General features: G+C 66.4%; 18 protein-coding genes. 10 read left to right on the top strand and 8 right to left on the bottom strand.

Annotated elements, in window-relative coordinates; all coding sequences use genetic code 11:
- Positions 1-310: 310 nt before the first annotated feature.
- Positions 311-1,867: a hypothetical protein gene (locus tag CY652_RS11635; protein ID WP_180970542.1), complete on the top strand. Its 1,557-nt coding sequence runs from the start codon at positions 311-313 to the stop codon at positions 1,865-1,867.
- Positions 1,868-2,053: 186 nt separating this feature from the next.
- Here the strand turns inward: CY652_RS11635 and CY652_RS11640 are convergent, their stop codons facing one another.
- The 7 genes from CY652_RS11640 to CY652_RS11670 form a co-directional block, all read right to left on the bottom strand.
- A complete protein-coding gene (locus CY652_RS11640; protein WP_102130861.1) occupies positions 2,054-3,304 on the bottom strand; it encodes a metal-dependent hydrolase family protein in 1,251 nt (416 codons plus the stop codon).
- Between the two features lie 63 nt (positions 3,305-3,367).
- The gene (locus tag CY652_RS11645; RefSeq protein ID WP_102130862.1) at positions 3,368-4,429 is read right to left on the bottom strand and encodes an extracellular solute-binding protein; all 1,062 of its coding nucleotides are present in this window, start codon (positions 4,427-4,429) and stop codon (positions 3,368-3,370) included.
- 115 nt (positions 4,430-4,544) lie between these two features.
- Positions 4,545-5,435, bottom strand: coding sequence for an ABC transporter permease (locus CY652_RS11650; protein WP_102130863.1), 891 nt, complete (start codon positions 5,433-5,435; stop codon positions 4,545-4,547).
- 34 nt (positions 5,436-5,469) lie between these two features.
- Positions 5,470-6,525 (bottom strand): ABC transporter ATP-binding protein, encoded by a 1,056-nt coding sequence (locus CY652_RS11655; protein WP_102130864.1) that lies wholly within the window; start codon positions 6,523-6,525, stop codon positions 5,470-5,472.
- Between the two features lies 1 nt (position 6,526).
- Entirely contained in the window at positions 6,527-7,336 is an 810-nt protein-coding gene (locus CY652_RS11660) for an ABC transporter permease (protein ID WP_258002287.1), read from the bottom strand.
- A gap of 283 nt (positions 7,337-7,619) precedes the next feature.
- Complete coding sequence (locus CY652_RS11665; RefSeq protein WP_102130866.1) at positions 7,620-8,861, bottom strand: porin; 1,242 nt, start codon at positions 8,859-8,861, stop codon at positions 7,620-7,622.
- 689 nt (positions 8,862-9,550) lie between these two features.
- Positions 9,551-10,471 carry a dihydrodipicolinate synthase family protein gene (locus CY652_RS11670; RefSeq protein ID WP_102130867.1) on the bottom strand — a complete coding sequence of 307 codons (921 nt, stop codon included), beginning with the start codon at positions 10,469-10,471 and terminating at the stop codon, positions 9,551-9,553.
- A gap of 193 nt (positions 10,472-10,664) precedes the next feature.
- Here CY652_RS11670 and CY652_RS11675 point away from each other — a divergent pair, with 193 nt between their 5' ends.
- The 5 genes from CY652_RS11675 to CY652_RS11695 all read left to right on the top strand — a co-directional run bounded on the left by CY652_RS11675 (position 10,665) and on the right by CY652_RS11695 (position 15,362).
- Positions 10,665-11,648 (top strand): 4-hydroxyproline epimerase, encoded by a 984-nt coding sequence (locus tag CY652_RS11675; RefSeq protein ID WP_102130868.1) that lies wholly within the window; start codon positions 10,665-10,667, stop codon positions 11,646-11,648.
- Complete coding sequence (locus CY652_RS11680; RefSeq protein WP_102130869.1) at positions 11,645-12,772, top strand: NAD(P)/FAD-dependent oxidoreductase; 1,128 nt, start codon at positions 11,645-11,647, stop codon at positions 12,770-12,772. Before CY652_RS11675 ends, CY652_RS11680 begins: the two co-directional genes overlap by 4 nt.
- Positions 12,765-13,043: a 2Fe-2S iron-sulfur cluster-binding protein gene (locus CY652_RS11685; protein WP_102130870.1), complete on the top strand. Its 279-nt coding sequence runs from the start codon at positions 12,765-12,767 to the stop codon at positions 13,041-13,043. Before CY652_RS11680 ends, CY652_RS11685 begins: the two co-directional genes overlap by 8 nt.
- 2 nt (positions 13,044-13,045) lie before the next feature.
- Positions 13,046-14,338, top strand: coding sequence for an FAD-dependent oxidoreductase (locus CY652_RS11690; RefSeq protein ID WP_102130901.1), 1,293 nt, complete (start codon positions 13,046-13,048; stop codon positions 14,336-14,338).
- Between the two features lie 199 nt (positions 14,339-14,537).
- On the top strand, positions 14,538-15,362 hold the full coding sequence (locus tag CY652_RS11695) for an AraC family transcriptional regulator (RefSeq protein ID WP_102130871.1): 825 nt from the start codon (positions 14,538-14,540) through the stop codon (positions 15,360-15,362).
- 277 nt (positions 15,363-15,639) lie between these two features.
- Here the strand turns inward: CY652_RS11695 and CY652_RS11700 are convergent, their stop codons facing one another.
- Positions 15,640-16,653, bottom strand: a complete 1,014-nt coding sequence (locus tag CY652_RS11700; protein ID WP_102130872.1) for an alpha/beta fold hydrolase — start codon at positions 16,651-16,653, stop codon at positions 15,640-15,642.
- A 232-nt stretch (positions 16,654-16,885) separates the two neighbouring features.
- On the opposite strand from CY652_RS11700, the gene oxlT reads away from it, so the two are divergent.
- The 4 genes from oxlT to CY652_RS11720 all read left to right on the top strand — a co-directional run bounded on the left by oxlT (position 16,886) and on the right by CY652_RS11720 (position 21,096).
- A complete protein-coding gene (gene oxlT / locus CY652_RS11705; protein WP_102130873.1) occupies positions 16,886-18,181 on the top strand; it encodes an oxalate/formate MFS antiporter in 1,296 nt (431 codons plus the stop codon).
- A gap of 289 nt (positions 18,182-18,470) precedes the next feature.
- Positions 18,471-19,283, top strand: a complete 813-nt coding sequence (locus CY652_RS11710; RefSeq protein WP_180970543.1) for a GntR family transcriptional regulator — start codon at positions 18,471-18,473, stop codon at positions 19,281-19,283.
- A gap of 211 nt (positions 19,284-19,494) precedes the next feature.
- Positions 19,495-20,178, top strand: coding sequence for an amino acid ABC transporter ATP-binding protein (locus tag CY652_RS11715; protein ID WP_308410382.1), 684 nt, complete (start codon positions 19,495-19,497; stop codon positions 20,176-20,178).
- Between the two features lie 57 nt (positions 20,179-20,235).
- On the top strand, positions 20,236-21,096 hold the full coding sequence (locus tag CY652_RS11720; protein WP_102130875.1) for a transporter substrate-binding domain-containing protein: 861 nt from the start codon (positions 20,236-20,238) through the stop codon (positions 21,094-21,096).
- The last annotated feature ends 34 nt before the right edge of the window (positions 21,097-21,130 follow it).

Genomic DNA, 21,130 nt, shown 5'->3' on the forward strand with positions numbered 1-21,130 from the left:
CTTCGGCCGGGACGGGGCCCGGGGCCGACCAACGAAGCCGATCCGGAATGATTCGATCACCTGTCACGACGCCGGGCACGGCACCGTCCGGCACCCTGGTTTATAACCCTGAAGCACTTCGGTTTTGCAGAGAGGACTTCGCCTGTCGACCGTGAACGCCCGATTCGAGTTGGTATGGTTGCGTTATGTCCAAGGAGGTGTTGTGATGGTCAGCTCTGTAACCGATAATCTTTCGCTCCCGTCTACGCACGTGGCATCCGACTCCTGTGAAGAGCCCGGCACTCCGTGCGAACCGCAAGCGAGCCCTGCTTTGCCGGGCAAGCTGGCCGAACTATCGACGCGGACCCAACCCAGACCCACGGCCATCGGCGTCGCAACATCCCGCCCGGGCTTTGCCGCAAAAGGTTCCGAATCGGAGGCGGTAAGGAAAAACGCCGATTTCGGTCGGCCGGAAAGATTGGCCTCCCTGCGGGCAACCAGAGTTGCGCGTGAAACCCTGGCCACCGCTCCCACCGAAGACGTCGTCGAGCGCGTGACCACGATCCTGGCCCGGCAGCGCCAGGAGGCCGCTCAGGGACGTGGCATCCACGCCGACCTGAGCCGCCAGCCTCTTCCCATGCTGAATCTGCATGCACATTTCGGCGGCTCGATCGTCTCGAAGCTGATCGTCGATTTGAAGCTGGACCTTCCGGAAAAATTCGATTTCGACGCCGAGGTGAAGAAGGAGGACGAGGCCAATTTCTACACCTCGCCGGAGACTAAAGGTCTGGCGCCGTATCTGAAGCAATACACGACTGTCAGTCGGAAAGTGCCTATTCCCCAACCCGTGTTCGCCAGGATGATGGCGCACGAGTTGGCCTACAGTTGCGCCCAGAACGGCAACGTCGCGGCCGAATACCGGGTGAACGGTCTCCGGGATCTTTTCTCGATCGACAAAGTCAAGCCCGAAAATTATTCGGACTATTCCGAAGAATATGTCAGGTCAATTGCCGACGGCCTGGACAGCGGAAACGCCGCTGCCCAAAAAGACGGATTCAAGCCGACCGTCTTCGGTTTGATATTCGACGGGAATCGATTCGATCCACGGGAATTATTCAAGAAGGACGAGGGCGTCTCAAAGGAAGAAAAGCTGCAAAAATCTCGCGCGAGCGCGTTACGGCTGGTCGAGGTGCAATTCAGGGAAGCCATCCGGCAGGTCAATATCCCGGGAAATCCGTGCAAGGTGTCGGGGGTGGGCCTATGCGGCCTTGAAGAAGGACATTCGGTGGAATACTTCGGGAAAGCCATCGACATCATCCACGACCACAACGAGAAAATGCATCGATTCGGCCAGCACGACAAGATTCTGGGGCTGTCCATCCATGCTGGCGAGGTCGGTACGCGAGAAGAAGCAACGGCGGAAGTCGTGAAGGCGATTACATTGGGCTGGAAGCCTCATACGCCGGTTCGCATCGGACACGGCGTATTGGCAGATCTGAAGGCCGTAAAAACGGAGGTCGAGAAGGCGGGCATTCCTTTCGATCAGATTCACTTCGAAATGTGCCCCACCAGCAACATTCAGATCATCAGCGGCATTTCAGGCGACAACCACCCGGTCCTTCCTTTCCTGCGGGAAGGGGGGAACGCGGCAGTCTATTCGGACAACGACGCCATGTCGGGACGGGTCGAGAAGGAACCCGAGGTGGTCGGCGCCACGGAGCAGGAGGTGCTGCAAATGGCAATGCACGGCATCCCCTCTTCGTTCAGGCTCCAGCAACTGGGTCTGGTGGACAAGGTGACGAAAGAGACCCTCGAAAAATACGCCCAGCGCGGAATCCATCTGCCGACCGGCGCGGACGCGCCCCGACGGATGCAAGTGGCGCAATAACCTGCCCACGCAGCCCCGTCGTAGCGTAGAGCGCAGGCCTGCCATGCGAGCCCGGTGGCAGGCCGTTTTTTTTATCCACGCCGATCGACGATCCTGCGGCGCCGGAATCGCCCCCCGGCGTTCCCGGCGCCGCATCGTCCGCCGACGGCCGCGCGCCGCGAAAACGGGCGCGCGGCGCCCCCTTCGTCAGTGCATCGTCAGTTCGTCGAACTCGATCTTGCCGCCCTTCATCACCAGTTGGATATGCTCGCCCTGCCCGGCGAGGCAGCCGATGTCGGCAAACGGATCGCCGTCGACGACGAGCACGTCGGCAAACGCGCCCGGCGCGAGACGGCCGATCTTCCCTTCGAGCCCCAGCACCTCGGCGCCGATCAGCGTCGCGCTGCGCAGAATCTCGGCGGGACTCAGCACCTGCGCGCGAATCGTGAACTCGTCGCTCTGCATCCGCTGTCCCGGCCCGAGCAGGTCCGAGCCGAAGCCCATCTTCACGCCGGCGCGCTTGAGGATTTCGAGCGAGCGCAGCCCCCCTTCGCGCACCAGGTCGATCTTCGCCGCGCTCTCGGGCGGCAGTCCGTTCTCGTCGCCGATCAGATGCAGCGCCTCGTAGGCGACGAGCGTCGGCACCACGTACGCGCCGTGCTCGGCAATTACGCGGGCGGCCTCCTCGTCGACGAGATTGCCGTGCTCGATCGTGCGCACGCCGCAACGCACCGCGCGCTGCATCGCCTTCGCCGTGTACGCGTGCGCCATCACGTAGGTATCGCGGCCCTCGGCCTCCGCGACGACCGCGCGAATCTCGTCCTCCGAGTAGCCGAACGCGCCGACCGGATCGGTCGGCGACGCCACGCCGCCCGACGCCATGATCTTGATGTGGTCGGCGCCCATCTGCAGTTCCTCGCGCACGGCCTGGCGCAGCGCGTCGACGCCGTCGACCACGCGGGCGAGCGCGCCGACCCGCACGCAGCAGTTGCAGGGCGCGTCGCCGGGCATGTAGTCGGAGCGACCGCGCACGTCGCCGTGGCCGCCGGTCTGGCTGAGCGCGCGTCCGGCCACGAATAGCCTCGGCCCCTGCGCGAGCCCGGTTTCGACCGCCTGCTTGAGCGGCAGCCCCGCGCCGCCGGCGTCGCGAACCGTCGTGAAGCCGCGGCGCAGGATGTCGCGCATGATCGGCAGCGACTTCAGCGTGACGAGCACGTTCGGCATGCGCGCCTGGGCCGGCAGATCGAACTGCGTCGCGATCATGTGCGCGTGCAGGTCGACGAGGCCCGGCATGATCGTCCTGCCCTTCAGGTCGATCACCTGCGCGTGCGCCGCCGTAATGGGCCGGTCCGACACCTCGCGGATCGTGCCGCCCTCGACGAGGACGTCGTAGCCCGGCTGCAGCTCGTTGCGCCGCGGATCGAGCAACGCGCCGTTTTTGAACAGAATGTTTTCCATCGTGTTTCCCCGCTATCGTGGATTCGTAAATGAGTGGCGAAGCGCAGGTACCGGCGCCGCGCGTTACAGGCCCGCCTTGAAATCCTCGTTCCAGAACGCATCGGCGGCGGCCTGCTGCTTCGAGAGCGCCGCGTAGTCGAGCTTGACGAGCAGCTTCATCTCGGCGTCGGTGAAGCCGACCTGCTGCTGCAGGTCGGGCGGCAGGCCGGCGTTGGTGACCGTCGGGGCATAGCCCATCGTCTTCGCGAATGCGACCTGCGCCGACGGCGCGAGCAGCGCGTTCATGTAGGCCGCGGCGAACGCGGGCGAGCGGGCGTTCTTCAGTTGCGCCGCCTCCGAGATGTACGGCACCGCGCCCTCGCGCGGAAACGCAAACTCGACCGGCAGCCCTGCGTTGCGCCACTGCAGCGCGCGCGCCTTCCACATGAACGTCATGCCGATCTCGCCGCTGTGCAGCGCGGCGGCCACCGTCTCGTTCGACGGATAGATGCGCGGGCGCAACGGCTTGAGTTGAAGATAGAATTTCTTCGCCGCCGCGAGGTCCTCAGGCTTGCCGCCGCCGGCCAGCGCGCCGGCCATCATGTTGTTGCGCGAAAGGATGTCGGAGAAGCCGACGAGGCCCTTGTTGCGGGGGTCGAGCGCGGCCTGATACGAGTCCGGCCGGGTCTTGACGAGCGCCGGGTTGTAGACGATCACCTGCGCGCTGAAGATGTGCGGCACCGCATACGGATGGCGCAGCGTATCGATGACGTTCGCGTAGTTCGGCACCGCGTGCGGGTCGACGTCAACGAGCGTGCCGGCCATTTCCGCGTCGTACATGTCGATGTCGCCGAGCAGCGACACGTCCATCGAGCCCCGGTGGCGCATGCGCTCGGCCACCATCTGCGTCTTGCGCGCGAACTGGTCGGCCACCGAGTAATTGACCGTGCACCCCTGCGGGCGCAGCAGCGGCGCGTCGACGTTCTGCTGCAGCAGCTTCAGATAATCGCCGCCCCAGGAGCCCACCACGCCGGAGAGCGGCGTGCCGGCCGCGCGGGCGGCGGCCGGCCACCCGCCGAGGGTCGGCAAAAGCGCGAGTCCGGACGCGCTGGCGAGGAACTTGCGACGGCTGATTCGGTATGTCATGAGCGGTTTCCCGAAAGTGGTATCGATTGTCGAAACATGGCCGCGTCGCCCCTCGCGGGGCGGAATCGCAGGCCATTCCCGGCGGCCGCGCGCGAGCGGCTCGCCGCAAATCGGATCAGGACGCCATCGTCTTCGCGTAGTTGCGATGGATGAGGAAGTTCGAACCGAGCGCGAGCGCGAGCGTCGTGACCATCAGCACGAGCGCGAGCGCGGCGCCGAACGGCCAGTTCGACACGTGCGAGATCTGGTCGTAGACGGTCGGCGCCATCATCGTGATGCCCGTGCCGCCGAGCAATACCGGCGTCACGTAACCGTTCATGCAGAGAATGAACACCAGCATCGCGCCCGCGGCCACGCCGGGCGCCGCGACGGGCACGACGATCCGCACGAAGGTGCGCAGCGGCCCGGCGCCGAGGTTGCGCGCCGCCTCCTCGATCGAAAAGTCGATCCCCTCGAGCACGCCCTGCAGCGTCAGCACCATGTAGGGCAGCACGTACGCGGTCAGGCCCAGCATGACCGCGAGCGGGGTGTAGAGCAGGCGCAGCGGGCGATCGGCCAGATGCAGCGCGACGAGCACGCTGTTGACCACGCCCGCGTTGCCGAGAATCACCATCCAGCCGACCATCTGCACCACACCGCCCACGAGCATCGGGAACACGAGTCCCGTCACGAGCAGGCTCTTGAAGCGGCTCTGCGTGCGCGCGAGCGCCCAGGCAAGCGGAAAACCCAGCACGAGCGAAAACAGCGTGCACACGAACGACATCCAGACCGTCGACCACAGCACCGCGAAGAAGTACGGGTCCTTGACGAATTTCACGTAGTTCTCGAACGTGAACGCCGTGCGCATCAGCAGCGCGGGGTCGTAATGATTGAAGCTGTAGCGAAACAGCAGCAGCGCGGGAATGACCGTCGCGAACAGCACAACGAGCGACGCCGGCAGCGCGAGCGCCGGGCCGACCGCCGCGCGGGCCGCGCCCGCGCCGCCGGACGTCTTCGGGCGATTCATCGCGGCTCCTTCGGAAAATCGTTCATCGGTTCATTCAGTTGGCGAAACAGACGCAGTCGTCCGCGCGAAAGCTCGCGAATGCGCGAGCGCCCGAGGCCAGCCGCTGCGGCGTGCAGAGGCGGTCGTTCTGCAGGTGGCAGACGAGCGCTTCGCCCTGCTCGGTGGCGAGCCGCACCTCGATCCAGGCGCCGCGATAGACCATCGCCTGCACGACGACGGGCAGATTGTTCTCGTCGCCGGCGGGTACCACGTTGAGCGCGACGCGCTCGGGCCTCACGCCGACCATGTTCATGCCCGCGCGCAGGCCCGCCGCCGCGATCGGGGCGCCGCGCTCGCTGACGAAGCGCCCGTTCGCATCGGTGCGCCCGGCGAAGAAGTTCATCTCGCCGAGAAAATGCGCGACGAAGTGATTGGCGGGCCGCTCGTACAGCTCGTCCGCCGTGCCGATCTGCTGGATGCGGCCGTCGTACATGACGGCGATCCGGTCGGCCATCGTCAGCGCCTCGTCCTGGTCGTGCGTGACGAGGATCGTCGTCAGGCCGAGGCGCTGCTGCAGCGCGCGGATCTCGGCCCGCACCTCGACGCGCAGACGCGCGTCGAGGTTCGACAGCGGCTCGTCGAGCAGGAACACCTTCGGCTCGATCGCGAGCGCGCGCGCGATCGCGACGCGCTGCTGCTGGCCGCCGGAAAGCTGGCGCGGATAGCGCTCGCGCAGCTCCCACATGCGGACCATCTCGAGCGCCTGGCGAATGCGCCGCTCCCGTTCCGCGGCCGGCACCTTGTGCATCTCGAGCCCGAACGAGACGTTGCGCGCGACGCTCAGGTGCGGAAAGAGCGCGTAGCGCTGAAACACCATGCCCGTATGACGGCGATGGGGCGGCAGACGCGTCACGTCGACGTTGTCGATGCGAATCGTGCCGCCGCTCGGCTCGACGAATCCCGCGATCATCCGCAGCGTCGTGGTCTTGCCGCAACCGCTCGGGCCGAGAAACGCGATCAGTTCGCCGTCGGCGACGTTCAGCGAGACGTCGGAGACGGCCGTCGATGCGCCGTACGTCTTCTTCAGGTTGTCGATCGAGACATGCGCCATTTCATACGACCTTGCTAATCTTGACGAAGCGGTCGGTCACCAGCATCACGATGCCGAGCAGCAGAATCTGCATCGAGGCGACGGCCGCAATCGTCGGGTCGAGATTGAACTCGAGGTACTGCATGATCGCGATCGGCAGCGTGGTATTGCCGGGACCGACCAGCAGCAGCGACACGTCGAGGTTCTCGAACGAAATGATGAAACTGAAGAGCGCGGAGGCGACGATCGCCGGCCGCAGCATCGGCAGCGTCACGCGCCAGAACGCGCGCACCGCGCTCGCACCGAGATTGCGGGCCGCTTCCTCGATCGTGGCGTCGAGCCCCTCGAGGCTGGCCGAGACGAGCCGCACGGTCCACGGCACGGTCAGGCAGACGTGCGCGCCGACGAGACCGGCCGTCGTGCCCGCGATGTCGAAACCGAGCGCGTCGGACAGGCGCAGATAGAACAGGTAGAGCGCCACGCCCGACACGATGCCCGGCACCACGAGCGGCGCGAGCAGCAGCACGCCCGCGGCCCGGCTGCCGCGAAACGGAAAGCGCCGCAAGCCGAGCGCGGCCAGCACGCCGAGCGCGACGCTCGCCGCCGAGGACACCGCGGCGAGCTTCACGCTCAACACGAAACCGTCGGCGAACGCGGGGTTGCTCCACGCGTTCAGATACCACGACAGCGTGTAGCCGTGCGGCGGGAAGCTGATGATGGCGTCCCTGAAAAAGCTCAGCCAGACCACGAACACGAGCGGGCACAGGATGAACGCGTAGACGAGCGTCAGCAGGACCCGCCAGGCGAACGTCGCGAGACGCCGCGCCGGCAGGACCGCGCGGCGTTTCGCGCCGACGCGCCGATCGGCAAGCGCGGCCGTCACCGGACAGCGCCCCCGATACGCCCGCGCTGCCTGCAGGCGGCCCGAGCGCCGGCGGAAGAAACAACCCGATACATGCACTTCATACATCCCGCTCCGCGAGTAGCTTCGCTACGAACATGACGATGCTCCGCGTACAGAAACCTGCAATCTAGATCGCTTCCGCGTCCGCGGATGACAATTTCGGCATAGTTTTTTCCGCCTGCCCGCGGTTTAAACCCGGCTCAAAAACCGCTCAAAAGCGATGGCGGAAGCTGAGGCGAACGCCGTACTGCTGGTCGCTTGCCGACGGATTCTGACCGGTGATGGCGGCGACGGCCGGCTGGCCGAACGAGTCGGTTCCGCTCGCATGCTCGTACACGCCGACGAGGTACACGTCGGTACGTTTCGAGAGCATGTAGTCGGTGCCGATCGCGAACAGGTTGTAGTCCGCGTCGACGCGTCCGGACGCGCCCACCGAGCGCAGGTAGTTGTATTCGACGCCGGCCATCAGCGTCGGCGTGAACTGGTATTTGTAGTTCACTTCGACGTCGTTCAGGTTGCCGATTCCCGCATAGCCGAACGGGTTCGCCCCGTCGTTGCTGCCGAGCCCGCGAAACTGCGTGTTGGTGTAGTTGAATCCGACCGTCGAGGCACCGATCTGGTAGGCGGCGCCGGCGGCCACCACCTGGTACGTGCTCGCCGACGCATAGCCGCCGAACACCGGGTTCGACTCCGACGAGGTCGCCGAGCCGAGCGAACCCATGTTGTTGCTCGTCGGCAACGTGCCCGTGCCCGGATTCGAGCCGAAGAACGAGTAGTTCGGATTGCGCGCGTTCAGGTAGGCGACGGCGAGCGACAGCGGCCCGCGGTAATAGCTCGCGCCGAGCGAGAAGATCTGGTTGCGGCCGGTCGCGCCCGCGACGCCGCCCAGGCTGTAGAGACCGCCGAATTTCAGGCCGTCGATGTCCGGGCTCGCGTACTTGATCGAGTTATTCGCGCGGTGCGTATTGTCGAGGTTGTCGAGGTCGCCCGGGTGATCGGCAATGTAGCCGCCCCATTGCGCGGCCGACAGGAACGGCTGGACGTAGTCGACGACCGAGTCGTACTGACGCCCGAGCGTGATCGTGCCCTCGCGGGTTTTCATGCCGAGAAACGCCTGCCGGCCGAACTCGTCGCCGCCCTGGCCCAGTTGCCCGGTCTGGTAGCTGAAACCGTTCTCGAGAGTGGCGATCGCCGCCATTCCGTTGCCGAGATCCTCGTTCAACCTCAGGCCCCAGCGCGAGCCGCTGATGGCCCCCGTGGCGCCGTCTTCCATCGCGAACTGCGATGCGCCGGTCAGCCCGTGGCCGTTACGGCCCGTCTGCGTGTTGGTCGTGTAATTGAACCCCGCGTCGATGACGCCGTACAGCGTCACGCTGCTCTGCGCGCGTGCCGGCAACGCCCAGGCAAGCGACAGGCAGGCCACCGACGGGACAATCCAAGCTGTCTTCTTCATCTATTTTTCCTGGTAATTTTCGAGTAGACGGTCGGCCGCCATGCCGGAGACCGTCCGTCGTTCAGATGCCGGGACACGCGACGATCATCTTTCCGGTCCGCCTCCGTCAATCCATTCCATAGGATTCCTTCTCTATTGGAACAATCGACGGCACGGTTTTCGCGCGGTGCAACGCCGATCGCGACACCGGCCGGTACCGCCGCGACGCATGGGTGACGTCGCCTCCGTCCGTTCGTCGTTACGTTGCTGGGGCTAACTTTATGAAGCCAATATTGGAGGCGTCTTGACCCGCTTGCGCATGATTAATGAGTATTTCGGCACAGGACGGAACGCGCCCGGCTCGCCATGGCCCGTCACCGCCCGACGGGAGGTGTCGCGACGCCCCTGGCCGTCTGCAATCCGTAACGATTTTTCGCGATGTGGCGAAACCGCCTGAAAATGCCGGGCCGACGCCGGCCCGTTCGGCATCCTGACGGGGAGACGAGAGAAGTAGCGGAGAATGTTCGCGCCGTCACGCGCCGCGAGGACGGCGCGCCTTCGCCGGACGCGAGACTAATAGCCGGCGCGGCCTGCCATTGCGGCGGCCGGAAAGGGTAAAAGGGCCTTCACGCCGTCCGGCATGAAGGCCCGGTCAATCGTTGGTTGGCGCAGTCGCTGCCGTTCGATACCCGGCATCCGGGGCGCGGCGCTCAGAGCCCCACGTCCGGCAGACTCGGGCGCCCGGCCAGCGCCTTCGCGACGATCGCCTCGACTTCGGCCAGTTCCTCGCCCCGCAGCGCGAGGCGAGGCGGACGCGTCACCGCGCTGCCCCGCCCGAGCAGCGCCTCGCACAGCTTGATGCACTGGACGAGGTCCGGCCGCGCGTCCAGATGCAGCAACGGCATGAACCACTGATAGAGCGCCAGCGCCTCGTCGAAACGCTTCTGGACGGCGAGGCGGAACAGCGTCTCGCCCTCGCGCGGAAACGCGTTGGACATGCCCGACACCCAGCCCTGCGCGCCCACCGCGATACTCTCGAGCACCACGTCGTCGAGGCCCGCGAACAGCACGAAGCGATCGCCGACCGCGTTGCGCAGGTCGATGAAGCGGCGCGTGTCGCCCGACGAGTCCTTGAAACAGACGATGTTCTCGCAGTCCTGCAGCGTGACGAGGATGTCGGGCGTCACGTCGTTCTTGTAGACGGGCGGATTGTTGTAGACCATCACCGGCAGATCGGTGCTGCTCGCCACCGCGCGAAAGTGCGCGGCGGTCTCGTGCGGTTTCGCCGAATAGACGAGCGCCGGCATCACCATCACGCCGTCCACGCCCGCCCGCTTCGCCTCGCGCACCGTATTGCAGGCGAACTCGGTCGTGAACTCGGCGATTCCCGCGATCACCGGCACGCGGCCGCCGGCGGCGTCCTTCGCCGCCTCGATGACGGCGCGCTTTTCCGTCGTGCTGAGCGCCGTGTTCTCGCCGACCGTGCCGCACACCACGAGGCCCGACACGCCGTCGTTCACGAGATTCTTGACCACCCGGTGGGTCGCCTCCACGTCGAGAGAGAAGTCGGGCTTGAACTGGGTGCTGACGGCCGGGAAGACCCCGCTCCAGCTAATCGCTTGTTGGCTCATGGTGGTGTCCCTGATTGAAGTCGGCAAGCCGACGGGCAGTGGAAGATGGCCTATAGCTTCGTCCTTTATGCCGAAGCGGGCTTGAAGTTTTCTTCCTGCGGCCGGGACGAAATCGGCACAATCGGACGCTGTGCCGGAATCGTCATGATCGGCGCGCACCGCCGACAAGAATTCCGGCGCCCGCGCTCCTATCATGACGGGCATGAAAACTATGAACGTGATCGATTCACACACGGGCGGCGAGCCCACGCGGCTCGTCGTGTCAGGAGGCCCCGATCTCGGCGGCGGCACGCTGGCCGAGCGGTTCGAGGTGTTCCGCTCGCGCTTCGACGACTGGCGCGAAGCCCTCGTGACCGAGCCGCGCGGCTCGGAGGTGATCGTCGGCGCGCTGCTGTGCGAGCCCGACGATCCGCGATGCGCGGCCGGCGTCATTTTCTTCAACAACGTCGGCTATCTCGGCATGTGCGGGCACGGCACGATCGGTCTCATCGTGTCGCTCGCGCACATGGGACGCATCGGCCCGGGCCATCACCGCATCGAAACGCCGGTGGGCGTCGTGGAGGCGACGCTCAACGAAGACGGCAGCGTCACCGTGCGCAACGTGCCGGCCTATCGCTACCGTCGGAGCGTGAGCGTCGACGTGCCCGGGTACGGCGCGCTGACGGGCGACATCGCGTGGGGCGGCAACTGGTTCTTCCTCGTCGCCGAGCACGGGCAGACGCTCGAACCGTCGCGCATTCCCGCGCTGACGGCGTTCAGCGCCGAAGTGCGGGATGCCCTGATCGCGCAGCGCATCACCGGCGCGAACGGCGCGCTGATCGATCACATCGAACTTTTCGCGGCCAGCCCGCACCAGGGCCTCGACAGCCGCAGCTTCGTGCTGTGCCCCGGCAACGCCTACGACCGCTCGCCGTGCGGCACCGGCACCAGCGCGAAAGTGGCCTGCCTCGCCGCCGACGGCAAGCTCGCGCCGGGCGCGGTCTGGCGGCAGGAAAGCATCATCGGCAGCGTGTTCGACGCGAGTTACGACACCGGCGACGCGAACATCGATGTCGACGTCGAGGCCGGCAGCGCGCCCGTCGTGCCGACCATCACGGGCCACGCGTACGTCATGGCCGAGAGCCGGCTCTGCTTCGACGAGCGCGACCCGTTCGCCAGGGGCATCAGGACGGCATGACCGCCGACGCGGTCGTGGTCGGCGCCGGCATCGTCGGCTCCGCCTGCGCGGCGGAGCTGGCCGCGCGGGGCATGCAGGTGGACGTGATCGAGGCGGCCGGCGTCGGCGTCGGCGCAACGGCCGCCGGCATGGGCCACCTCGTCGTGATGAACGACTCGCCCGCGGAATTCGCCCTGAGCCGCTATTCGCGCGACCTCTGGCTCGAACTCGCGCCGCAGTTGCGCGAGCGCGACGCGTTCGTGCGCTGCGGCACGCTGTGGGTCGCGGCCGACGAAGAGGAATACGACGCGGCGCGCGCGATGCACGAGGCGTTCGCCGTCCAGGGCGTCGCCGCGCAGATGCTCGACGCGCCGGCGCTGCGCGCGTGCGAACCGGCGCTCGCGCCCGGACTGGCCGGCGGCCTGCTGATTCCCGACGACAGCATCGTCTACGCGCCGACCGCCAGCGAATGGCTGCTCTCGCATTCGCCGGAAGCGGCGCGCATCCGCCTGCGGCTCGGCGCCCCGGCCCGCACGATCGGCAAACGGCACGTCGTGCTCGCGAACGGCGAGCGCGTGCACGCGGCGCACGTGGTCGTCGCGAACGGCCTCGGCGCGCGTCAGCTATTGCCCGACGTGCCGCTGCAGCCCAAGAAGGGCCACCTGCTGATCACCGACCGCTACCCCGGCCTGATCCGCCACCAGCTTCTCGAACTCGGCTACATCAAGAGCGCGCATCACGCGAGCGGCACCTCGGTGGCGTTCAACGCGCAGCCGCGTCCGACCGGGCAACTGCTGATCGGCTCGTCGCGGCAATTCGATACCGTCGATCCGGCCGTCGAGTTGCCCGTGCTCGCGCAGATGCTGCGGCGCGCGGCGCGCTATCTGCCCGCGCTGCCGACGCTGAACGCCATCCGGTCGTGGACCGGCCTGCGCGCCGCGTCGCCGGACGGCTTGCCGCTGATCGGCCCCGCGGGCGACGCGATGCCGGACACCTGGCTCGCGCTGGGCCACGAGGGGCTCGGCGTCACGACCTCGCTCGCCACGGCCAGGCTGCTCGCGGCGCAGATCGTCGGCGCGCGCGCGCCGATCCCGCCCGGGCCGTATCTGCCGGCCCGCTTCGCCAGGGAATCCGGTCATGGCTAGAACCGCCGATTACGCGGGCGGTGCGACGGTCCGGGTCACGATCGACGGCGAGACGCGCGACGTCGCGGCCGGCAGCACCGTAGCCGCCGCGCTGGCCGCCGCCGGCATCGCGAGCACGCGCACGTCGGTCGGCGGCACTCCGCGCGCGCCGCTTTGCGGCATGGGCGTCTGCCAGGAATGCCGAACCACGATCGACGGCCTCGCGCACCGGCTCGCCTGCCAGACCCTCTGCGCCGACGGCCAGATCATCGAGACGACCGGGCCGCGATGAAGCTGAGCGTTCATTACGACGTGGTCGTGGTCGGCGCCGGGCCGGCCGGCCTCTCGGCCGCGCGGGCGGCGGCAGGCCGGAACGCGCGCGTCGCCGTGCTCGACGACAATCCGCTCGCGGGCGGCCAGGTCTGGCGGCAAGGCCCCGGCCGGGCGCCGCAGCCGCCGTTGCGCGACCTGCTCGACGCGTTGCGCGCGCAGCCTCGCGTCGCGTTCTGGGCATCCGCGCGGGTCGTCGGGCCGCTCGGCCCCGAGCGCGGCCTGCTCGTGGAATCGCCCGCGTACGACGGCGCCGTCGCCGTCACCTTCGACCGGCTGATTCTCGCGACCGGCGCGCGCGAGCGCCTGCTGCCGTTCGGCGGCTGGACGCTGCCCGGCGTGACGGGCGCGGGCGGCCTGCAAGCGCTGATAAAGGGCGGCCTGCCGGTGCGCGGCGAACGCATCGTCATCGCCGGCAGCGGCCCGCTGCTGCTGGCCGCGCTCGCCACCGCGCGCGAGGCGGGCGCGCACGTGCTCGCGGTCGTCGAACAGGCGAGCGCCGCGGCCCTTGCGCGTTTCGGCATCTCGCTCGCCGCCGCGCCGTCGAAGCTGTGGCAGGCCGCGCAACTGACGCGCGGCTTCGCGGGCCTGCGCTATTGGCCCGGCAGCACGGTGCGCGCGGCGCGCGGCGACGGACGCGTCGAGCAGGTGTCGATCCTGCGCGGCACGCGCGAAGTCGTCCTCGAGTGCGACCGCGTCGCCTGCGGCTACGGCCTCGTGCCCCACGTCGCGCTGGCCCGGATGCTCGGCTGCCGGATCGACGGCGACGGCGGCGTCGCCGTCGACGATGCGCAGCGCACCTCGGTCGACGGCGTGCTGGCGGCCGGCGAGTGCGCCGGCATCGGCGGCGTCGAGCTGGCGCGCGTCGAAGGCGACATCGCGGGCCGGACGGCGACGGACATGGCCGGCGCAACCGTCGACGCCGGGCTGCGGGCCGAACGCGCGCGCTGGCGACGTTTCGCCGAACGCGCGGCGCGGGCGTTCGCGCTCGGCCCGGCCGCCCGTGCCGTCCCGCCGCCCGACACGCTGCTGTGCCGCTGCGAGGACGTGAGCCTCGGCGAGGTCGGCTCGCAGCCGTCGTGGCGCGACGCGAAACTGCACACCCGCTGCGGCATGGGCGCCTGCCAGGGCCGCATTTGCGGCGAGGCCGCGAAGCTGTATTTCGGCTGGGACGCGCCGGCGCCGCGCCTGCCGCTGAACCCCGCGCGCATCGGCACGCTGATGTCGGCCGCCGACGCCCCGGCCGACGCGGACTGAGCCCCGCGTCGCCCTCGGCGACGATCGCCCGAACCGGCGGACTGTGCCGAAATCCGCATGCCGGCCGCCTGGTTTTTCAATACATCGTATTTTTGAACTCGTATATTGCGACCCATGCTCAGCGGCCGCAACGGGTCGCAACCCAGTGCCGCCACGCGGGCAACGCGTGCGCCCGCCTTGTCGACGGCAGGAGCCCGACATGCTCGATTCGCATCTTCCGCACCGATTACCGAAGCCGCCGCTCATGGCCAACGTCGCGCTCGGCACCGCGCTCTACGAGGGCCTGGGCAGCCAGGCGATCGACACCTTCGACAGCCTGCTCACGAGCCTGAAGCCCATCCTGCCGCTGCTCGACGCCATTCCCAACGCGGTGTTCTTCATCAAGGACCTCGACGCCCGCTATCAGGCCGCCAACCTCACGCTCGCGCTGCGCTGCGGCTTTAAGAGCATCGAGCCGCTGCTCGACAAGACCTCGGCCGAAGTCTTCCCCACGCAGATGGGCTCGCTCTATACCGAGCAGGACCTGCTCGTGCTGCGCCAGGGCGCGAACATCCGCCATCAATTGGAGCTGCACCTGTACGGCAGCCGCGAACCGGGCTGGTGCCTGACGAGCAAGCTGCCGCTGCGCGACCAGGACGGGCGGATCGTCGGCATGGCCGGCATCTCGGTGGACCTGCTGGCCACGCGCGACAACCCGCCCGTCTACGAGCGCCTCGCGGCCGTCGACAACTACATCCGCGAGCACTACAACGAGAACATCAGCCTCGTCGACCTGACCGAGATCGCGCAGCTATCCGCGGCGCAGTTGGAACGCTATTGCAAGCGGATCTTCTATCTCACGCCGCGCCAGATGATCCACAAGGTGCGGCTCGAACACGCGCATCGCCTGCTGCAGACCGACCAGTCCATCACCGAAATCGCACTGCAGTGCGGCTACACCGACCACAGCGCGTTCAGCCGCCAGTTCAAGGCGCTGACCGGACTGTCGCCGCGGCAGTATCGGCAGGCGATGGCGGCGGCATAGGTTACGGCCGGGGACGGTCTGGCCGGCGGGTTTGGCGCGATGGGAAAGCAGGATGAAAATGAAAAGGGAATGAAGTCCGGAGCCGGTTCCCGCCGGCCTCCCACGCTCCGCCCCATTGGGCGAGTCTCCAGTCTGGGCTTGCCGTACTCCGGCTCGTCAGGGACAGGGACGACCATGTTCGATCCCGGCCGGGCGCCAGGCCTGACGACGTTCTCAGCGCTTCGCCGTCGCTGAGACAGAACGGAAAGAATTCGCGCAGCGTCCAACCGCTGCCCGCTCACGCCGCCAGATGCGCTCTGATCGCCGCCGAAATGAACTCGGCGTCTTCCACGTTCGCCGTCGGTAAACCCGCCCTGTGTCCCCAGTCCGATCGAATCGGCAGCAGACGCGCGTTGCGCATCGCCTCGACCTCGAGCCGGTTGTCTTCTACCTGAAAGTAGAGATCGGTATCGCCCGGCATGATCAGCGCCCGCGCGCTGATCGCGCGCAGTGCCGCTTCGAGGTCGCCGTTGTAAATCTCGTTGTCGGCGATGTTGGCGTGCCGCCACGTCCACAGATGCGCGAGCAGATTGTTGCCGTCGCGCTTCAGGAAGTTCGCTTCCCACGACCCGACAATGAAATCCTCGAGCGACGAAAAACCCGCCCGGCGCCACAGCTCGTTGCGATAAAACGTCTGCGACATCGCCATCGCCGCATAATTGCGCCCCATCGCGCGCAACCCGCGCTCCGGCCGCGAGACGAACGTGCCGCCCTGATACGCGGGATCGGTGGTCAACGTCGCCCGCACGCCGTCGATGAAGACCTGGTTGTGGGCGGATGTCTTCGCTGCGCCGCATAGCACGACCAGCCGCTCGACCATCGACGGGAAAAGCGCCGCCCAGTGGTACGCCTGAATGCCGCCCATCGACCATCCGCACGCGAGCGCCAGCCTGTCGATGCCGAACACGTCGCGCAGCATCCGGTGCTGGATGCGGACGTTGTCGGTGATCGTAAGGTTCGGCCAGCGGCTGCCGCTAAACGGCTCGACCGCATTGCTCGGCGACGACGAAAGGCCGTTGCCGAACAGATTGGGGATCACGACGAAGTACCGGTCGGTATCGAGCGCCTTGCCCGGGCCGACCATCCATTCCATGTCGTAGTGATGCGCGGCGAACGACGTCATGTACAGAATCGCGTTCGACTTGTCGGCATCGAGCTTGCCGTAAGTCTGATATGCGAGCTGCGCGTCGCGGAAAGTCATGCCCGACTGCAAAACGACATTGCCTGCGTTGAAGGTGAAGTAATCGCGCATGGGACTGGCAACGGTGTCGACGGAACGCGCATTACATCACAAGCTCGCCGGTTTCGTGCGCCGGTCGATATACCCGTTCCGCGGGCGCGAAGGCACCAATCGGAGGCGTCGCGCACGACATGCGTTCGCGCGACGCGACCATAGCGCCCCGACAGGCGCGGCGCCATGTCGAACGACGCACTGGCATAGCCTTTGCTCGTTCCCGCGCTCTCATTCCGGGAAGCGCATTGGCATGGCAACTCAGACTCAGGCCCCCAGTCGCGTTACGCGATCGTCGGTCGGGCAACTGCTGCAAAACCGCTGGTGGCAGCTCTTTTGCGGCGCGGTGTGCGCGATGGTGTCGTCGAATCCGCAATATATCTGGACGCTATGGACGCATTCGCTCACCGGGAAGCTCAACGTATCGTTGCCGAGCCTTCAGGTGACGTTTTCGATCCTGATCGTCTGTCAGACGTTTCTTTCGCCGCTCGAAGGCTATCTGATCGAGCGCTTCGGACCGCGCTGGCTTCTCGCCGCCGGCGGCGCGATGACGGGTCTTGGCTGGATTCTGACCAGCCGCGCCGGGTCGCTGCTGGCGGTTTATCTGAGCTATGGCGTGGTCTGCGGCATCGGCGTCGGCATCATCGTCGTCGGCACGATCGGCCTGATGGCGCGCTGGTTCCCCGATCGCCGCGGCCTCGCGGTCGGCATCGTGATGGCCGGCTTCGGCATGGGCGCGATGACCACTACGTTTCCGATCAGCATCAGCCTCGCGAAATACGGCTATCAGCATGCAATGAACGTGTACGGGCTGATCCTTGCGGCCGTCGGCGTATTGGCGGCGCTTAGCCTGCGGCTGCCGCCCGACGGCCACATGAAGGACTGGGTGCCGCCCGCAGCAACCGCGGCGGTGCCCGACACCGGTACGCGCTCGATGCTGCGTACGCCGATTTTCTGGCTGCTGTTCGCGATGATGTCGATGATGTCGACGTCGGGCCTCATGGTGACGTCGCAGATGGCCGTCTTCACGCGCGACTTCGGGATGGCGGGCATCACGGTGCTCGGCCTTGCGGCACTGCCGCTCGCGCTGACGGTCGACCGCGTCGCGAACGGGGTCACGCGGCCCATGTTCGGCTGGATCTCCGACAGCATCGGACGCGAAAACACGATGTTCATCGCGTTCGGCATGGAGGCGCTGGCGATGGCGCTGTGGCTCACGCTGCGTCACGACCCGGTCCTGTTCGTCGTGCTGTCCGGCGTGGTGTTTCTCGGTTGGGGCGAGATTTTTTCGCTGTTCCCGTCGACGTTGACCGACACGTACGGCAGCAAGCATGCGATCGTCAATTACGCGTGCCTGTCGTATGCGCAGGGTATCGGCTCGATTCTGGGCGGCCCGGTCGCCGCGCTGCTGCATCAGCGGACGGGCGGCTGGAACGCGGTGTTCGGCACCGCGATCGCGCTGGATGCGTGCACCGCATTGCTGGCCATCGCGATGCTGAAGCCGATGCGCGTCGCGTGGTTGGCCCGCGTGTCCGGCACGCGCAAATAAGCTCGTCGTTTTCCGTCGCCGTTCTCCGGGGCAGGTTCCGTCGCCGGACACCGCCGGCACCGACGCAAACATCGTCGCGGCATCTGCCGCCGCGCGGACAAACCGCCTGCGGGGCGCCGGATTGCGCCCTTTCGCTTTTGCCGTTTTTTTGCCGCTTGACACCTCTTTTTGATTGTACGATTGTCAATACCATCAAATGAATGTGCGGCTACCGGGCTTCATGCCGTGCACGCCGGACCCGCCCGGCGCTGTGTCGTCAGGCGGAGAAAGCGCCCAATGTCCAACAACGATGACAGTCAAAAAAACCGCAGTCCCGAAGGTCCAGGAGTTTTTCAACCCCTTCCCCAAGTATCTGCAGGTCCGGGAGGTGTTGAAGCGGCGTATGTATCGTGACTATGAGCTTGGGGACCGCCTGCCGACCGAGGAACTGCTCGGCCGCGAGTTCGGCGTGTCGCGGGAGACCGTCCGCGAGGCGTTGCGGGGACTGGAGCAGGAAGGGCTGATCCAGCGTCACAGGGCAAAGGGCACGTTCTTTGTCCGACGTCCCGAACAACCGGCCGACGACCGCGTAACCGGCATGATCGAGGATTTCTCGTCGCTTCATCTCGATACGCATGCACAGGTATTGAAAGCGGAACGAATCAGGACCCCGGCGGAAATGGCCCAGATACCGGGTGCGGGCGAGCAGATTTTCCACATCAGCCGCCTGCGCTTTTTCGAGGGTAAGCCGCTTGTGCTGCACGACGCATTTCTGTCGATGAAAACCGGCGAGCAAGTGGTTTCGCTCGACCTTGCTCACTCGTCGATAACCGAGATAGTCGAAGAGGAACTGCACGCGCGGGCGACCGAGGAACGCCAGCAGATCGAGGCGCTGGTCGCGGACACTGAAATGGCGCGATTGCTGGAGATTCCCATCGGGGCGCCGGTGCTGTTCATCACCCGTCTGTTCAAGGTGGGCGACGGCGACCAGTTCATGCTGTTTCGTTCGTATTACCGCGCGGATCGTTACCGCTACACCGTGGATTTCACCGCGCACGGCAAGTCGCAAAAACAGACGCGGAACACCAAGCCCTCAAAACCCGTGGCCGGCGGGAAGAAATAGCCGGCGCTCCCGATGCGAACGCCGGCGACGAAGATCGGACACCGGGTCGGTGACCTGCAATAGCAACGCGCGGTACGCGCCGCTGGGCGAGCATCGCGACTTCGTTAATGTATGTTTATTAAGACATATGAACAATGGATCGGCAAAAGCGGGGAATACCGAGGCGGTGATCCGGATTTCGCAGTTGACCAAGAGCTTCGGGGCGCTCTCGGTGCTGAAGGGTATCGATCTGGAGGTGCAGGCCGGCGAGGTCGTGGTGCTGTGCGGGCCAAGCGGTTCGGGCAAAAGCACGCTGCTGCGATGTCTGAACGGCCTCGAGCGCTTCGATGCGGGCCATGTCCGTGTGGCGGGACGGGACGTTTCCGGTCGCGGACATCGGCTGAGCGCGCTGGACGCGAGGATCGGCATGGTGTTCCAGTCGTTCAACCTGTTTCCGCACATGACCATCCTGCAGAACGTGATGTTCGCTCCGGTGAAGGTGCTCGGGCGGCCGAAGCAGGATGTCCAGCAGGATGCGCGCGCGCTTCTGGTCAGGGTGGGGCTGCAGGGCAAGGAGAGCGCGTTTCCCGACATGCTGTCGGGAGGCCAGCAGCAGCGTGTCGCGATTGCGCGCGCCGTCTGCATGGGCCCCGAGGTCCTGCTGTTCGACGAGCCCACGTCGGCGCTGGACCCGGAAATGATTCACGAAGTGCTGGAAGTGATTCGCGATCTGGCCAACGACGGCATGACGATGGTGATCGTCACTCACGAAATGGGTTTTGCCCGCGAAGTGGCCGACCGCATTGTCTTCATGGATGGCGGACGGGTCGTCGAGCAGGGCGCGCCGGATCAGTTCTTCGATCGTCCCCGGCAGCAGAGAACCCGCGATTTCATCGAAAGGATATTGACCCGCTGATCGTTCTGAGCCGTCGGGTCCGCAGCGAAACCCGAAACCTGGAATCTGGAATTGACGATGAACAAGACATTCCGTGCACTGATGCTTGGCATGGCGTTCGCCGTGCTTCCCTGTCTGAGCCATGCGCAGGCCCCTTCGGCGCCGGCCCCGACCTCGATGATCGACCTCGTGAAACAGCGGGGCGTGCTGATCGCCGGCGTCAAGACCGATACGCCGCCGTTCGGTTTCATCGACGAGAACGGCAAGAACGCCGGATTCGAAATCGACCTGATCACCGACCTGGCGAAGCGCCTCGGCGTCAAGGTCCAGTTCGTTCCCGCGCCCGCGGCGACGCGAATTCAGCTACTCGAACAAGGGCGAGTCGACCTGCTCATTGCAACCGTGTCCCACTACCGGTCGCGCAACAAGGTCGTCGACTTTTCCATTGGCTACCTGTACACGCCGCAAACGCTGATGGTCAGGAAATCGAGCAGCATCAGGAGCCTGGCGGATCTCGCCGGCAAGCGCGTCGGCGCCGCTGCCGGCACGGACGCGATCTACCGGCTTCCGGCCATCGAACCGAAGACCACGGTCCAGAGCTTCCCGGGCTGGCCCGATGCGTTCTTTGCGCTCAGCCGCGGTCTGGTCGACGCGATCGCCACCGATACGTCGATTCTCCAGGGCTTGCGCATGGCTGCGCCCGACCCGGACGACTACGTCGTGCTCGGCAACGAAGGTTCATACGGCGGCGACTACTACGCGATCGCGATGCGGCAGAACGATTCGAAGTCGCTGAACGAAATCAACTTCCTGCTGCAGGACCAGTGGCTCGACGGCACCTGGCAGCGGATCTTCGACAAGTGGCTGGGCAAGAACTCGAAGCTGAAGCTGACGACGCACGACTTCGGCGACTTCAAGATGCGGATCTGGAGCAAATGACGCCTGCCGCACGATCGACGCGAACGCTACATGC

It is taken from the genome of Burkholderia sp. WAC0059, from assembly GCF_002870125.1.
Taxonomy (GTDB): domain Bacteria; phylum Pseudomonadota; class Gammaproteobacteria; order Burkholderiales; family Burkholderiaceae; genus Paraburkholderia.

Coding starts and splice junctions, on each gene's coding strand:
- CY652_RS11700 (WP_102130872.1), bottom strand. CDS start 16,653: ATGCGCGATTACTTCACCTTCAACGCAGGCAATGTCGTTTTGCAGTCG.
- CY652_RS11695 (WP_102130871.1), top strand. CDS start 14,538: ATGCTCGATTCGCATCTTCCGCACCGATTACCGAAGCCGCCGCTCATG.
- CY652_RS11640 (WP_102130861.1), bottom strand. CDS start 3,304: ATGGAAAACATTCTGTTCAAAAACGGCGCGTTGCTCGATCCGCGGCGC.
- CY652_RS11645 (WP_102130862.1), bottom strand. CDS start 4,429: ATGACATACCGAATCAGCCGTCGCAAGTTCCTCGCCAGCGCGTCCGGA.
- CY652_RS11720 (WP_102130875.1), top strand. CDS start 20,236: ATGAACAAGACATTCCGTGCACTGATGCTTGGCATGGCGTTCGCCGTG.
- CY652_RS11670 (WP_102130867.1), bottom strand. CDS start 10,471: ATGAGCCAACAAGCGATTAGCTGGAGCGGGGTCTTCCCGGCCGTCAGC.
- CY652_RS11710 (WP_180970543.1), top strand. CDS start 18,471: ATGACAGTCAAAAAAACCGCAGTCCCGAAGGTCCAGGAGTTTTTCAAC.
- CY652_RS11675 (WP_102130868.1), top strand. CDS start 10,665: ATGACGGGCATGAAAACTATGAACGTGATCGATTCACACACGGGCGGC.
- CY652_RS11650 (WP_102130863.1), bottom strand. CDS start 5,435: ATGAATCGCCCGAAGACGTCCGGCGGCGCGGGCGCGGCCCGCGCGGCG.
- CY652_RS11665 (WP_102130866.1), bottom strand. CDS start 8,861: ATGAAGAAGACAGCTTGGATTGTCCCGTCGGTGGCCTGCCTGTCGCTT.
- CY652_RS11655 (WP_102130864.1), bottom strand. CDS start 6,525: ATGGCGCATGTCTCGATCGACAACCTGAAGAAGACGTACGGCGCATCG.
- oxlT (WP_102130873.1), top strand. CDS start 16,886: ATGGCAACTCAGACTCAGGCCCCCAGTCGCGTTACGCGATCGTCGGTC.
- CY652_RS11685 (WP_102130870.1), top strand. CDS start 12,765: ATGGCTAGAACCGCCGATTACGCGGGCGGTGCGACGGTCCGGGTCACG.
- CY652_RS11680 (WP_102130869.1), top strand. CDS start 11,645: ATGACCGCCGACGCGGTCGTGGTCGGCGCCGGCATCGTCGGCTCCGCC.